Genomic DNA, 13,344 nt, shown 5'->3' on the forward strand with positions numbered 1-13,344 from the left:
CGATCAGCCGCCTGCTGCCGATCAGACGCCCGCCGGCGAGCCCGCCGTCTCGCCGGCGAGTTCGTCGCTCTCGTCGAGGTCCTCAAGCGCCGCAAGCGCCGAGGCCTTGTACGTCGTGGGATCGGACTCGTACTGCTCCCGGGCCATTCGGGCGTACTCGTTGGCCTCGTCCTCGAAGGCGGCGACGCGTTCGAGGGTCCGTTCTGCCGTCTCGACGACCCAGCGGTCGCGGACGGCCGCGTCGACCTCCGTGATCGATTCGGGTCGGACGGAGACGCGGATCGTCCCGTCGTCGGTCTCATAGGTCCGTGGCTTCCCGACGACCGCGACGTAGGCGGGGGCCTCCAGATCGCGGATCGTCGAGGCGGCCTCGGGCTGGTACTGGCCGGCGTAGACGAAGAACGTCCCCGTGGGGTCCACGATCCGGGCACGCCAGTACTCGGCGTCGTCGCCGACGTCGTCCTTCTCCGTCAGCGTCCCGACGAAGAAGACGCGGTTCGCGGACGCGCCCGTCGGCAACAGCGCGTAGACGGGTGCGCGCTCGTCGTCGGACTCCTTGAACGTGTAGCCGGCGTCGTTGAACTCGGTCGCGAAGACGCGCCGGGCGACCTCTCGGGTGGGGGTACTCTGGCTCATGTTAGATCGACCTCGCTTTGATCAGCGCGCTCTCAACGTCGACCGGACCGGGTTCCTCCTGCTCGTCGACGAGCACGTAGCGCCCGAAGGTGGGGCCGGTCACCCGGTAGTAGCGGCCGAGGATATCCCCGGCCATCTCCTCGGCGACGACGGTCGTATCGAGCGCGTCCATCGCCATCTCCTTCGCCTCCGCGAGCGTCATCCCGGTGAGCTCCTCGGTCGCCTCGCGGTCGAAGATGACCTCCGTGACGGTGCGGCCGTCATCGAGGACGCCTTTGATCCGGAGGTCGAACTCGCCTTCGACCTGACCGTGTTCGGAGCACCGGCCGTTCTGGAGGACGCGGGTGCAGTCCTCCTCGGGACAGCGTTTGATAAGCCCGGAGCCGGACTGGATGTCGACGAGCGCGCCCTCGACGGTTTCGGCGTTGTCGCCGACCTCGATCGCCTCGTCGATCTCGGTGATCGTGGTGGTCCGGTTGAGTTTGACCGAGTATCGGCCCTCGTATTCATCGGTGACGACGTTCGAGAGCCGATAGGACGCCCCTTCCTCCAGTTTCGGGAGTTCGGAGGTCTCGAAGGCGACGAACTTGATCGTCCCCGACTCGTCGCCGAGCAACCCGACCTGTGAGATGGAATCGCTGCGCGGCTCCCAGAGGTCGACCAGCTTCACGCGGAGGTCGACCCACTGCTCGTCCCGATCGATGTCGTTGACGAGCACCTGTTCGCTCCCGCCGCGGCCGATCTCGTCGCGATCCATGCCGGCGTCGTCGAGGTAGCTGTTCGTGACGCTCCGGCGCGCCTCGTCGAGTGGGACGCGGTATTCGTTGACGAGGTTTTCGAGTCGCCCTTCGACCTCGTCGGCGTCGACGTTCAGATGGTCCGAGAACTGTTCCGCTATCGCTTCCGCTTCCTGTCGCAGTTCGCTCATGGGTGTCTCTGCCTCCGGTCGTGTTTCAATGGGAGGCATACGCTGATTGGTTCGGTATGGTATTAAAAGGTATGTGAGCGCGGTGGAAGTGGTCTGCACGCGGGTGATCACGGGACGGTAGCGGGGGTCAGTCGATCGGCCATGGACGATCGCCGCGATCCGCCACTTCCACCGCGGTCGGCGCGGTCCGGCGAGCGCCTTTATAAGGCGCGAGCCGAGCGCGAGGGAGTTCCGACGGGCCGCCGAGCAGTCCGGCGGCCCGTCGGGACGAGGCTGGGGAGGGCTGAGGTTGCAGAGAGCGAGGCTGGGGACTGTCGATGGACCGTGATCCCGTCCCGTCAGCGACGACGCTTATAAAACAGCATCACTCCGACGCGTTGCGCGCGGTGTACGCCGCGAGCGCGGCCTCGATCGCATCGAGCGAACGGTTCACGCGGGAATCGGCGACCCGCATGAATCCGGGCGTGTAGGTGGCCGAATAGTCGAAGATACGATTGACCCCACGCTTGGGGACGCTGATCGGCTCGAACGACTCGATCGTATAAATACGGGTGGCGGGGAACGCCGTCCAGAAGGTCCCGCTTGCCCAGCGATCCTCGTCCTCGAAAGTGGTGCCGACGCGCCCGCTCGCGACGTATCGCTCGTCGTGATAGAACAGCAGAAGATCCCCCGCGGCCATCCGCTCGAACGTCGACCCGTTCCCGCTGTCGTCGGCGACCGCCCACAGCCGCGCCTCCTCGGCGTTCGCGAGCGGCTCCGGCCGGTTGGGATAGTCCGTGAGGTCGACCGGCGACCGCACGGTTCGATCGAAGTTCTCCGGGTTCACGGGGATCAGGAAGACGTTCTGACTCATGCGACGTGGATTTCACGGGCAGAGGTTTAAAAGCGTCCGTTGCGCCGTCGGCGGAGGCCACCGACCCAGTCAAAACGGGCGTCGGGATCGGAGACCGCTTCGGCTTCCGTTTTCCGGACGCGATCTACTCCTCGGGTGCGTACTCCTCGTGGATCCGGTCCATCCGCGCCGCCATCACGAAGTCCGCTTTATGAAGGCCGTCGATCTTGTGTGTCCACATCTCGACGCCGACCTCACCCCACGCGAGGTGGATGTCGGGGTGGTGCCACTCCTCCTCGGCCAGCTCGCCGATCTCATACGTGAACTCCAACGCGTCCCTGAAGTCCTCGAAGGAGTAGGCCGCCTCCAGGTGATGGCCGTCGATCACGTCCCACACGTCGTCATCGAGTTCGGCGAGGTACTCGGCGTACTCGTCCTCGGTCAGCGGTTCGTCCTCAGAGGTACACGCCTCACACGGTTCGTCCGCGAGTGTTCCGGACATGTTCACCTGTTCGTCCACGAACCCCTTAGCTTCCGCGTTTGCGAGGGAGTGGGAGCGACCCCGCCGTCGTATTGGAGGTCACCTCAACGTCGCCAGAACGGACGCCGACGACTAGTCCCGCTCGGGATCCCTCCCGTAGAACGTCCGATGGACCGCCATCGCCGCGTCCGTCGCGACGGGTCCCTCGACCGTTGTCCCCGCGGGGCTGCGACGGATCACCTCCGTACAGGGGATCGTCACGACGCCGCCGCTCACCGCGTCGAGCGTCTCGCCGGCGACCCCGAAGACGACCCGGCCGAGCCCCGCATACGCGATCGCCGTTGCACACATCGGGCAGGGCTCCGTGCTCGCGTACATCGTGCAGGCGGCCCGTTCGTCCCTATCAAGTTCGCGAGCGGCCCACCGGGCGAGTTTCAACTCCGGATGGGCGGTCACGTCCCCGTCGGTTCGCGTGGTGTTTTTTGCCTCCCGGACGACCTCGCCATCGACGACGAGGAGCGCGCCGAACGGGGTGTTTCCCGCGTCGACCGACTCGCGAGCGAGTTCGATGGCCCGGTCGATGTGTGCCCGATCCGGACGCTCACCGCCGGGACCGTCGTTACGATCAGGACCGTCGTCACGATCGGACATAGGGAGGCCTCCGATCTGCGTCGTCGGTTACACGTGATCCGTCGGTCCAGTCGATCCAACGGCGATCAAAGCGGGTATCTGACACGGGTTCTCAAGCGAATGCTCGAGCCCGGCGGACAAAAACGTCCGGGCCGGGGGCTTTCGGTGGTCCACCCATGAGGATCTTATATCTCCCGGACGGCGTAGGTGGAGGCGTGTCCAGCGTCACCATTCGCATCGACCCGCACGTCCACTTCGCGGACAGCTACGACGGTCATGAGCCGATCGAACTGATCCTCGAACACGCGGCCGACATCGGGTTGATGCGGTCGTCATTACCGACCACGGCGAAGTTGGCTACCTTCTGTCGGCCACCTCGACCACTAAGGTCGGCCATCTCTGCCACTAAGGTCGGGGCGCTTCGGAGCGCCTGCCGGGCCGCACGGATCGTCCCATGGGTGCGATGAGTCGCCACGCGCGACGATCGGTCGATACCTTATTGGATCCTACCGCGCGCGAAGGGAAACGCCTTAATGGACTACGCACGCAGAATCTCCTATTATGAGCAACGGCGAGGACGACCCGGCCGATGCCCCCGATGAGGCCGGCGCCCCGGAGGAGGCCGACGACGCGGAGGAGCAGGCGGCCGAGGAGGCCGTCGAGGAGTCGCTGCCGGCTCGTCCGGACGAAGCGACCGAGGAATCCATCACCGAGTATCTCGACGAGATCGAGGCCGTCCTCGAGGCGGCGGAGACGGAGGCCGACTGTGATGACGTCGAGGCGTTGTTGGACGACGCCGCCGACGTACTCGATGGGGCCGACCTGCCCGAACCGGACGAGGACGACGATGACGCTGACGACCCCCGTGGCGATCTCGAAGCCCGGGTCGAGGCGCTTCGCGACGCGTTAGAAGAGACGCGGGGACCATATGCCACGGACGTCATCGAGGCGATCGAAGCCGCGAGCGAGACCGTCTCGGGGACCGAATGGACCGCCGCGGGACACGAGGACGTCCACGGGGCGATCGAGACGTTCGTCGGCGAGGCGGCCGATGCGATCGACGACGATGCCCTCGATGTCGGCGATCTCGAGGACCTCGGCGACGCGGTTGACGCGGACGAGCAGGCAACGGACGACGAGCAAGCAACGGACGACGAGGTATCCGACGGCGACGAGGTATCCGACGGCGACGAAGGGACGGCGGAACGCGATGAGGACGCAGCCGACAGCGACGTGGAAGTCGACGAGGACGAATCCCCGGACGATGAGGCCGGATCGGCGAGCATCGAGGACCTCACGGCCGCGTTATCGGCTGTCGCTGTCGGGATCGAGGACGCCGGACTCGACCCCGACGAGGACGCGGAAGCCATCGCTGCCCTACTGGAGGCGACGGACGCGTTGGAGACGGGACTCGAGGACGCCGAGGAGTGGGACGACCTCGAGACGCACGAGCAGCTGTACGCGCAGGGCTTTTATGACGTCCTCGGCCACTACAAGGACTATCCCGTCGAGTGGTCGGCGCTGAAGGAGCACGAGAAGCGCGGCAACGTCGACATGGTGCTCCTCGCGCTCGATTCGCTGCAGTCTGACTTCATGGAGCGACACTCCCTGGAGGCGCTCGAACGGATGGGCAAGCGGGCCAAAACCGAGGAGTCGCTGGAGGTGCTGCTCGGCCGGGCCGGCAAGCGCGATCAGTTCGCCATCCGAATCCTCGGAAAGATGGCCGCCGAGGAGGCGACGGAGACGCTCATCGAGTACATCGATGAGGACTCCAACCCCGGTTTGCAGAAGGCGACGTTCAAAGCCCTCGGCGAAATCGGCGCGACGGAGGCGGTCCAGCCGCTCGCGAACAAACTCGAGATGGAAAACGATCACGTGCGTCCCTACGCGGCACGCGCGCTCGGACTGATCGGGGACACGCGTGCGGTCGAACCCCTCGCTGAGACGCTCGCGTCGGACGGCTCCGATGACGTCCGCGCGGCCGCCGCCTGGGCGCTCAGACAGATCGGGACCGAAGCGGCTCTGGAGGCCGCCGCCGAGTACGCCGACGAGCGGGTGTACCTCGTCCAGACGGAGGCGGAAAAGGCCACCGAGACGCTCGAGGCCGAGGCACGATCCGCCTGAACGGCAACAGAACCCTGGTCCTTTTTATCAGACCGTGATGCGTCCGTCAGCTTAAGTCGGATGACGGCGCCAGAGCCCCCGTGCGCTCACGAGCCGCCGGCTGGACACGAACGGTTATCCTCACGCTTATCGTTCTCACGGGGGTCACAGCGATACCCGTGGGATCGGCGAGTGCGATAACCGTACCCGTACAGTCGATGGATGGCTCCGGAGTAGCCACGCCGTCGGGAATCGAGAGGATCACGGCGGGCGGATCGACAGGGAGCGTCGAAGCACTCATCGAGGCGGACGACGCATCACGGCCCGCGAACGCGTCCCCGGCCATCGTCGAACTCTATCCCAACCCGGTGACGGAGCGAAACCGTGGCGAGTACCTGATCGTTCGGCTGCCGGGGCCGGGTAACTGGTCGCTCTCCGATGGGTATCACCGTGCGACGGTTCCCGAGGAGGCGAACGGGACGGTCGCGTTGAGCATGCATCCCTCGAAGGCGAGCGACCATGTCGACGAGGAGGTGCCGATCCGGCCGCTTTCGGATCACTTCCCGCTCGCGGCCGACGGCGACCGGATCGTACTTAAAGAAGACGGGGAGCCGGTCGACGTCGTCGAGTACGGGCGCATCAGGGAAGGGTATCGCTGGCGGGTCGACTGGGCGGAGTGGCGACCGGACGGCTACGAGCCGCGGGACCCGGTCGCGTTCTCCGACGCCGAACTGACGCCGTTCGTGTTGCCGGACAGCCCCGAACGGTCGATACGACCCATCGAGACGGCGTCCGAACGCGTGCTCGTTGCGGGGTACACCCTCTCTTCCGAGCGTGTCGTGGAGGCACTCATCGAGGCCGCAGACCGCGGCGTGACGGTACGCGTACTGATCGAGGGGACGCCGGTCGGCGGGTTCTCCGAACGGGGAGCGACGGCCGCGGATCGCCTCGATGCGGCCGGCGTCGAGGTTCGGGTGCTCGACGGCGAGCCCGATCGATTCCGGTTTCATCACGCGAAGTACGCGGTCGCCGACGACGAGGCGATCGTGCTCACCGAAAACTGGGAGGAATCGGGGACCGACGGCCGCTCAAACCGTGGTTGGGGGGTGACCGTGACCGAGCCGCGGGTCGCGGACGAACTGGCCGCGTTGTTCGCTCACGACGCGGCGGCACACGACGCACAGCCGTGGGAGGCGTTTCGTGCGAACACGACGTTTCACGAGTCGGGGGTGGCGAACGGCACGTATCCCACACGCTTCGATCCGCCGAACCCCTCGGCCGCGGACGTGACACTCCTTACGGCACCCGGTAATGCGGACGATGAACTGGTCGCGCGGATCGACGCCGCCGAGGACCGAGCGCTGGCGATCGTCCCGCGAACCGGTGGTGCCGACGAGCGGATCGTGGCCGCGCTCCGCCGAGCGGCGGAACGGGGCGTGGAGACGCACCTGCTCCTCTCGGGCGCGTGGTACGATGAACGCGAGAACAGAGAACTCGCCGACGAACTCGCGGAGGAGCCGATCGAGGTCGCCATCGCGGACCCGCGAGGGCGATTCGACACGGTTCACGCCAAGGGAGTCGTCGTGGACGAAACCGTCGTCGTCGGCAGCCTCAACTACAACGAGGTGGCACGGACGGAGAACCGGGAGGTGTTGCTCGCCATCGACGATCCGGAGGTCGCGGACTTCTACGCGCGTGTCTTCGCGGCCGACTGGCGGGGCGGTGGTGTCCAGTTACCGATCGGCTTCCTCGGTGGCGCGGTCGCCGCCCTCATCATCGCCGGCGGCGTCGCCCGCCGGGAGGTCGAGTTCACGTGAGTGACGTCCGGGCGTCGACGTCATCGGACGTGAATCGACGAGCCGAGATAGTTGTTGAGGACTGCATCGACCGAATCAGTATTGAATCGTCCGAGGTCGTCGGCGATCGCCGATCGAAGCGCGGTGAGGTACGCCTCGTCGGTTCGAAGCTCCGCGAACTCGGCGGAGACCACGTCGACGCCGGGGCCGAGGCCGAGGCGGTCGCGTACGAACCGGCGGAAGGTCGGCGGATCCCCGACCTTCCCGCGCCAAAGCCGATCACGGAAGAGGAGCCAGCCCGGCTCCGGGGGCGCTACGGCGGGGATCGACATCGTCGTGTCGAACCGATCGGGGTCCACGCGGGCGTCCCGTGGGCGCAGGCGGACGGTGACACGGAAGCGGTATTCGGCGTCCATCGATCAACGTTCGTCGCTCATTGGTCGGGGTTCGACGGCCGTCGACCGGTCGTCGGGGTCCATCAGTACTCCTCGTTACAGATGGCGGCGAGCCGAAGGTCCCGCTTCGTGACCCCGTTCGCCTCGTGCGTGGTGGTGCGGACGGTCACCGTGCGGAAGGCGATCTCGATCGTCGGGTGATGGTGCTGTTCCTCGGCGACCTCCGCGACCGCGTTCGCGAAGACGACGCCATCGAGGTACTCGTCGAACTCATAGGAGCGGACGAGCTCGTCGCCGTCGTGGCGCCAACCGGTCGGCAGGTTCCGGTCGATCTCCGCATCGGAGAGCACGTTCGTCATGCACGATACTCCGTCGGGCGGGCGTTAACCGTTTCCCCGTCACGCGCACGCGACGACGCCGGCGTGAAGAGCGATCGGGATCCTGCGCCACGAACGACACGGAAAGGTACATACTCGCGGGTGCGCTTGACTCAGAACATGTTGACGCGGCTCCGTGAGACCCTCGATCGTGTCTATCTCCGACACCTTCGGGGGAACCTCGACCGGATCCCGACACACGTCGCCGTGATCCAGGATGGAAATCGACGGTATGCCCGCGAGCGGGGTCGCCCCGCGCCGGACGGCCACCGCGCGGGCGCGGACACCACCGAAGCGGTCCTCGACTGGTGTGCCGACCTCGGGGTCGAGGAACTGACGCTGTATGCGTTCTCCACGGAGAATTTCGCCCGGCCGGCCGGGGAGTTGGAGCCGCTTTTCGAGCTGCTCGAAACGAAGATCCGCGAGTTTGCGTCCGCGGATCGCGTCCATGAACGCGGGGTTTCCATCCGTGCCATCGGGGATCGCAGCCGGTTCCCGGCGTCGGTACAGGAGGCGATCGCCGACGCCGAGCGCCGGACGGCCGGCTACGACACGTTTCGGCTGAACATCGCGTTGGGCTACGGCGGCCGAAACGAGCTGCTCACCGCGGCCCGTGCGATCGCCCGTGACGTCGAGGAGGGGACGCTGGAACCCGCGGACGTCAACGTCGAAACCGTTGAGGAGCATCTCCACGATCGGCCGGTGCGCGATGTCGACCTCATCATTCGAACGGGCGGCGACGAGCGAACCTCGAACTTCCTCCCGTGGCATGCCAACGGGAACGAGGCGGCGGTCTACTTCTGTGCCCCGTACTGGCCGGCGTTCTCGGAGGCCGATTTTATGCGCGCCATCCGGACGTACCAAGCTCGCGAGGAGTCGTGGCGATCTGCCCGTCGGGAGCGGGCGGTGGCGCTCATCCGGGCGGCAGCAGCGGTCGAACTGGAGGAGGCCCGGACGGTCGCGGCGCGGCTTCGCGATCGACTCCCTCGGGGCGATCGCGAGGCGATCGCGGCCGCGGTGCCGGACGGACGTGGCCTGGATGGAGGTGGGCCGGACGGGACCGGCGGCGAGCTTGATGGGGGAAGCGTCACCGTCCGCGGAGAGGACGGGGCCGAACCGCTCGGATAACCGATCCGGCACGTCCGCCGGACCAACGATCCGGACGGAGGAAGCCAGTCAGATCGGGTTCTTTCTTGTCAGATCGCTACCGCAGATCGGACACCGATCCCGGTTTTCATCGAACGTTCGGCTACAGCCGACGCACTGAAACCGCCACTCGCGTGCCTCGGTGATCCCTTCGCGAGCGATGGGTTTGACGGGGATGTCCAGCCGCTCGGCGACGTTCTGCATCGCGTAGTCGTCGGTGACGAGCGTCGCGTGAAGCTCTAGAGCGGCCGCGAGTAAGCGGACATCGGTGTCGGAAAGTTCCGCGGCGTCCCCGGAGCCGCGCGCGGCGCGTTCGACCTGTTGGATCGCTTCCGGAGCAGGAACGTGGATCGTCATCCCCGAACCCTCCATCGCGTCGAATCGGAGCGCGTGTTCGGCTTCGAGTTCGTCGTGTACCTCGGGGACCGAGACGACGTCCTCGTCAGTGGTGTACTCGTGGATGAACGCGGACGAATCGAGGATCTGCATCAGCGCGTGACGACGATGTAGTCTTTTACCGCCTGCACGTTCGCGACCGGAACCTCGAGTTGGCCGGCGTCGTTGAACTCGAACGTCGAGCGCGCGACGTCGAACTGTTCATGGGGGCTGACGAGCAGGTGATGAAGCGCCCCGGATTTCAGGTCCATCGTGATGTTGTACAGGTCGCCGATCTCCGTGCCGTCGGCACCCATGACGGCCTTCCCGGAGAGGTTTTCCGCGAGGATGTCTCCCATGCGCGGATCCACCCGGCGTATCGTCTTAAACGCCACGGGGCGTCCGACGTGTGACCGACGCCGAGGACCGCATCGGGGCTGCGGAGGACGCCCGCGTTCTGAAACACTTAACTCACGTCCGGGTCGTACGGAAGGTAACGACCTTTTCGGGGCGATCTTCATGACTCAGGATACACGAACGACCCTTCGAACGCCGATCGTCGCCGTGCTCGGACACGTCGATCACGGGAAGACGAGCCTCCTCGATAAGATCCGGGGCTCGGCCGTGAGCGAGGGTGAGGCCGGCGCGATCACCCAGCACATCGGGGCGACGGACATCCCGCTCGAAACCATCTCGACGATGGCCGGCGAGTTGGTCGATCCCGACGACTTCGATCTGCCCGGATTGCTCTTCATCGACACGCCGGGACACCACTCCTTCTCGACGCTCCGTGCGCGTGGCGGAGCGCTTGCGGACATCGCCGTCCTCGTCGTCGACGTCAACGACGGGTTCCAGCCGCAGACCGAGGAGGCGATAGACATCCTCAGACGGACGGGCACCCCGTTCGTCGTCGCCGCCAACAAGGCGGACACGACGCCCGGCTGGAACCCACAGGAGGGTGAACCGATCCAGCGGAGCCTCGCCGCCCAGTCCGACCGCGCGGAGTCGATGCTCAACGAGAATCTCTATGAGATCATCGGCCAGCTCTCGGACGTCGGCTTCTCGGCCGACCTCTACTGGCGCGTGCAGGACTTCCAGAAGAACATCGGGGTCGTCCCCGTCTCCGCGATGACCGCCGAGGGGATCCCGGACCTTCTCACGGTCCTCATGGGCCTCTCACAGCGATTCATGCGCGAGGAGATGGCGATCGACGTTCACGGCCCCGGCGAGGGAACCGTGTTGGAAGTGAAAGACGAGCGGGGCTTCGGTGCGACCGTCGACGCGGTGATCTATGACGGCGTGCTCCGAAACGGCGATACGGTCGTCATCGGCGGCCAGAACGAGCCGATCGTCACCGAGGTCAGGGCGCTCCTTCGGCCACGACCCCTAGCGGAGATCCGCACCGAAAAGAAGTTCGAGAAGGTGGCGGAGGTGACCGCGGCGGCCGGGGTGAAGATCGCCGCGCCCGACCTCGATGACGCGATGGCGGGCGCGCCGATCCGCGTCGTCCGCGACCGCCCCGTCGAGGACGTGGTGGCGGAGGTGAAAGCAGAACTTGCGGAGATCGAAGTCGAGACCGCCGAGGACGGCGTCGTCGTCAAAGCCGACACGCTCGGTTCCTTGGAGGCGATGGCGGACGCGCTTCGGGAGTCGGAGGTGCCGATCATGCGCGCGGAGGTCGGAGACATCGCCCCGCGGGACGTCGCCATCGCCGAGACGGCAAACCAGCAGGAGCACAAGGCGATCCTCGGATTCAACGTCGACGTGCTCGCGAACGCGAAGCGTGAACTCGAGACCGCGGACGTGACACTCTACTCGAACGACGTGATCTACCAACTCATCGAGAACTACGAGACGTTCGTCGAGGAGCGCAAGCGCGCCCAACAGGAGACGGTGCTCGATAAGGTCGTCCGGCCGTCGCGCTTCCGCCTCCTGTTGGATCACACCTTCAGACAGAACAACCCCGCGGTCGTCGGCGTCGAAGTGATCTCCGGGACGCTCCAGAACAACCGCAACGTCGGCTACTTCGAGGGCAACGAGTTCGAACGCGTCGGCAGCCTTTCGGGGATTCAAAAACAGGGGGAGGACGTCGATGAGGCCCGTGCCGGCGAGCGCGTGAGCATCGCCATCGACGGGCCGACGATCGGCCGCGACATCGAGGAGGGCGACACGCTCTGGACGGAGGTGCCAGAGAAGCACGCGAAGATCCTCGAACAGGAACTTCGCGAGCAGATCACCGCCGACGAGCGCGAGGCGCTCGCGGCCTACCTCGATACGCGACGGAAGCGGGACCCGTTCTGGGGCAAATAGCGACGCATTCGCGGTCGTGAGCATCGCAAGCGGTCCGCAAACGAGCGCCGACCGCACCTACGCCACCGCTCCCTTCGAATACCGAACCCACAACAGCGCCGCGAGGCCGGCACCGACGAGCGCGAAGGACGAGAGGACGGCGAAGAAGGCCGCGAGGGTGAACGAGCCGAGGATGAACCCGCCGACGGCGATCGAGCTGGACGCGAGCCCGAACTGCCCGAGGTAGGTGTAGCCGTACGAGAGCCCGCGGCCCTCGGCCGGCGTGTACACGGCAACCGCGAGTTGATAGAACGGCTGGATCGCGAAGAGGAAGAAGCCGATGACCGCACAGAGCACGACGAGGGGACCGAGCCCGAGCGACGCCACCGGCACGAACGCGAGCGCGAGCAGCGCGAGCACGACGAAGATCCCCATGAGCCCCTTCTCGACGGCGACGTAGTTCGTCGCCCGACCGCCCGCATACTGCCCGGCCATCCCGATGACGAGCAGGCCGACGTAGAGGTAATCACCGGGCTCGATCCCCTCCAAGCCAAGCCCGGGGTCGAACCCGGTGAGCGCGGGCAACCCCTGCAGGATCTCGGGCAGGTAGGTGAGAATACCGCGATAAAAGAGTCCCTCGAAGGTGACGAGCACGAAGACGACCGCGAAGGCGCTCGCAAAGAGCGTCCGCGAGTCGGCGATCAGGTCGGAAAGCGACGCCTGCACGGTCGCATCGTCGAGCTCCTCGGTCGCCGCGACCGGATCGAAGTCGGTTGAGAGCCCCCAGAGTGCGGCGAGCAGGCCGGGAACCGCGAGCGCGGCGGCGACGAGCGACCAGTCGAGGAAGATCAACAGGGTGGCGGCGACGAACGGCCCGAGCGCGATCCCCGTGTTGCCGGCGATCCCGTGCCACGCGAACACCGTCCCGCGGTCCTCGACCCCCGTCGAGATGAGCGAGAGCCCCGCGGGGTGATAGATGCTGGCGGCGACCCCCCAGATCAGGAGCCCGACCGCGATGAGGTAGATCGAGTCGGCGAACGAGAGCACGAGGAACGCGCCGCTCATCCCGAACAGACAGACGATGATGAGCCGCTTCGTCCCGTAGCGATCCGCGAGGATCCCGCCCGGAAGCGCACCGATCCCGAACGGCGCGTAGCCGAGGGTGATCACGAGCCCCAGCAGGGCGACGGAGACGTCGAACTCAGCGAGCCAGACGACGAGGAAGATCGGAATGGACGTCTCGAACCAATGGACGAGCGCATGGCCCGTCATGGTGAACCCGGCGATCGACCGGTCGTTCTCGGAGAGACCCATCCGATACACGGGAGACGACACCCGACGCACTTAGCTTCACGC

14 protein-coding genes and 1 pseudogene are annotated in these 13,344 nt (G+C 66.3%); 5 read left to right on the forward strand and 10 right to left on the reverse strand.

Features of this window, described 5'->3' with window-relative positions:
- Positions 1 to 21 precede the first annotated feature (21 nt).
- From CHB65_RS05550 to CHB65_RS05570, 5 genes are all read right to left on the reverse strand, one after another.
- A complete protein-coding gene (locus CHB65_RS05550) occupies positions 22 to 636 on the reverse strand; it encodes an RPA family protein (RefSeq protein ID WP_089384073.1) in 615 nt (204 codons plus the stop codon).
- 1 nt (position 637) lies between these two features.
- Positions 638 to 1,564: a replication factor A gene (locus CHB65_RS05555; protein WP_089384074.1), complete on the reverse strand. Its 927-nt coding sequence runs from the start codon at positions 1,562 to 1,564 to the stop codon at positions 638 to 640.
- Positions 1,565 to 1,928: 364 nt separating this feature from the next.
- A complete protein-coding gene (locus tag CHB65_RS05560) occupies positions 1,929 to 2,417 on the reverse strand; it encodes a hypothetical protein (protein WP_089384075.1) in 489 nt (162 codons plus the stop codon).
- Between the two features lie 124 nt (positions 2,418 to 2,541).
- Positions 2,542 to 2,898, reverse strand: a complete 357-nt coding sequence (locus tag CHB65_RS05565) for a 4a-hydroxytetrahydrobiopterin dehydratase (RefSeq protein ID WP_089384076.1) — start codon at positions 2,896 to 2,898, stop codon at positions 2,542 to 2,544.
- A 111-nt stretch (positions 2,899 to 3,009) separates the two neighbouring features.
- Positions 3,010 to 3,528 (reverse strand): nucleoside deaminase, encoded by a 519-nt coding sequence (locus CHB65_RS05570; protein WP_089384077.1) that lies wholly within the window; start codon positions 3,526 to 3,528, stop codon positions 3,010 to 3,012.
- Positions 3,529 to 3,722: 194 nt separating this feature from the next.
- On the opposite strand from CHB65_RS05570, the pseudogene CHB65_RS16760 reads away from it, so the two are divergent.
- The 3 genes and pseudogenes from CHB65_RS16760 to CHB65_RS05580 form a co-directional block, all read left to right on the forward strand.
- A pseudogene (locus tag CHB65_RS16760) lies at positions 3,723 to 3,853 on the forward strand (CehA/McbA family metallohydrolase); the annotation flags it as partial.
- A gap of 215 nt (positions 3,854 to 4,068) precedes the next feature.
- Complete coding sequence (locus CHB65_RS05575) at positions 4,069 to 5,631, forward strand: HEAT repeat domain-containing protein (RefSeq protein ID WP_089384078.1); 1,563 nt, start codon at positions 4,069 to 4,071, stop codon at positions 5,629 to 5,631.
- A gap of 197 nt (positions 5,632 to 5,828) precedes the next feature.
- Entirely contained in the window at positions 5,829 to 7,427 is a 1,599-nt protein-coding gene (locus tag CHB65_RS05580) for a phospholipase D-like domain-containing protein (RefSeq protein WP_089384270.1), read from the forward strand.
- Between the two features lie 20 nt (positions 7,428 to 7,447).
- Here CHB65_RS05580 and lwrS read toward each other — a convergent pair whose 3' ends face one another.
- Entirely contained in the window at positions 7,448 to 7,822 is a 375-nt protein-coding gene (gene lwrS, locus CHB65_RS05585; RefSeq protein ID WP_089384079.1) for an LWR-salt protein, read from the reverse strand.
- A gap of 62 nt (positions 7,823 to 7,884) precedes the next feature.
- Positions 7,885 to 8,160 carry a 4a-hydroxytetrahydrobiopterin dehydratase gene (locus tag CHB65_RS05590; protein WP_089384080.1) on the reverse strand — a complete coding sequence of 92 codons (276 nt, stop codon included), beginning with the start codon at positions 8,158 to 8,160 and terminating at the stop codon, positions 7,885 to 7,887.
- Positions 8,161 to 8,298: 138 nt separating this feature from the next.
- Between CHB65_RS05590 and uppS the strand changes: the two genes are divergently transcribed.
- Complete coding sequence (uppS, locus tag CHB65_RS05595) at positions 8,299 to 9,306, forward strand: polyprenyl diphosphate synthase (protein ID WP_089384081.1); 1,008 nt, start codon at positions 8,299 to 8,301, stop codon at positions 9,304 to 9,306.
- A gap of 48 nt (positions 9,307 to 9,354) precedes the next feature.
- On the opposite strand, the gene CHB65_RS05600 is transcribed toward uppS, so the two are convergent.
- Positions 9,355 to 9,813 carry an NOB1 family endonuclease gene (locus tag CHB65_RS05600; protein ID WP_089384082.1) on the reverse strand — a complete coding sequence of 153 codons (459 nt, stop codon included), beginning with the start codon at positions 9,811 to 9,813 and terminating at the stop codon, positions 9,355 to 9,357.
- Positions 9,813 to 10,058: a PRC-barrel domain-containing protein gene (locus CHB65_RS05605; RefSeq protein WP_089384083.1), complete on the reverse strand. Its 246-nt coding sequence runs from the start codon at positions 10,056 to 10,058 to the stop codon at positions 9,813 to 9,815. The genes CHB65_RS05600 and CHB65_RS05605 overlap by 1 nt, the downstream gene beginning before the upstream one ends.
- A 160-nt stretch (positions 10,059 to 10,218) precedes the next feature.
- Here CHB65_RS05605 and infB point away from each other — a divergent pair, with 160 nt between their 5' ends.
- Entirely contained in the window at positions 10,219 to 12,009 is a 1,791-nt protein-coding gene (infB, locus tag CHB65_RS05610; protein WP_089384084.1) for a translation initiation factor IF-2, read from the forward strand.
- Positions 12,010 to 12,066: 57 nt separating this feature from the next.
- Here infB and CHB65_RS05615 read toward each other — a convergent pair whose 3' ends face one another.
- Complete coding sequence (locus tag CHB65_RS05615) at positions 12,067 to 13,302, reverse strand: MFS transporter (RefSeq protein WP_089384085.1); 1,236 nt, start codon at positions 13,300 to 13,302, stop codon at positions 12,067 to 12,069.
- Between the last annotated feature and the right edge of the window lie 42 nt (positions 13,303 to 13,344).

It is taken from the genome of Halorubrum vacuolatum (assembly GCF_900188065.1).
GTDB lineage: Archaea > Halobacteriota > Halobacteria > Halobacteriales > Haloferacaceae > Halorubrum > Halorubrum vacuolatum.

Bases quoted from the DNA above. Each gene is read 5' to 3' on its own strand.
- infB (WP_089384084.1), top strand. From the start codon at position 10,219: ATGACTCAGGATACACGAACGACCCTTCGAACGCCGATCGTCGCCGTG.
- CHB65_RS05590 (WP_089384080.1), bottom strand. From the start codon at position 8,160: ATGACGAACGTGCTCTCCGATGCGGAGATCGACCGGAACCTGCCGACC.
- CHB65_RS05560 (WP_089384075.1), bottom strand. From the start codon at position 2,417: ATGAGTCAGAACGTCTTCCTGATCCCCGTGAACCCGGAGAACTTCGAT.
- CHB65_RS05575 (WP_089384078.1), top strand. From the start codon at position 4,069: ATGAGCAACGGCGAGGACGACCCGGCCGATGCCCCCGATGAGGCCGGC.
- CHB65_RS05555 (WP_089384074.1), bottom strand. From the start codon at position 1,564: ATGAGCGAACTGCGACAGGAAGCGGAAGCGATAGCGGAACAGTTCTCG.
- uppS (WP_089384081.1), top strand. From the start codon at position 8,299: ATGTTGACGCGGCTCCGTGAGACCCTCGATCGTGTCTATCTCCGACAC.
- CHB65_RS05550 (WP_089384073.1), bottom strand. From the start codon at position 636: ATGAGCCAGAGTACCCCCACCCGAGAGGTCGCCCGGCGCGTCTTCGCG.
- lwrS (WP_089384079.1), bottom strand. From the start codon at position 7,822: ATGGACGCCGAATACCGCTTCCGTGTCACCGTCCGCCTGCGCCCACGG.
- CHB65_RS05600 (WP_089384082.1), bottom strand. From the start codon at position 9,813: ATGCAGATCCTCGATTCGTCCGCGTTCATCCACGAGTACACCACTGAC.
- CHB65_RS05565 (WP_089384076.1), bottom strand. From the start codon at position 2,898: ATGTCCGGAACACTCGCGGACGAACCGTGTGAGGCGTGTACCTCTGAG.
- CHB65_RS05570 (WP_089384077.1), bottom strand. From the start codon at position 3,528: ATGTCCGATCGTGACGACGGTCCTGATCGTAACGACGGTCCCGGCGGT.
- CHB65_RS05615 (WP_089384085.1), bottom strand. From the start codon at position 13,302: ATGGGTCTCTCCGAGAACGACCGGTCGATCGCCGGGTTCACCATGACG.
- CHB65_RS05605 (WP_089384083.1), bottom strand. From the start codon at position 10,058: ATGGGAGACATCCTCGCGGAAAACCTCTCCGGGAAGGCCGTCATGGGT.
- CHB65_RS05580 (WP_089384270.1), top strand. From the start codon at position 5,829: ATGGATGGCTCCGGAGTAGCCACGCCGTCGGGAATCGAGAGGATCACG.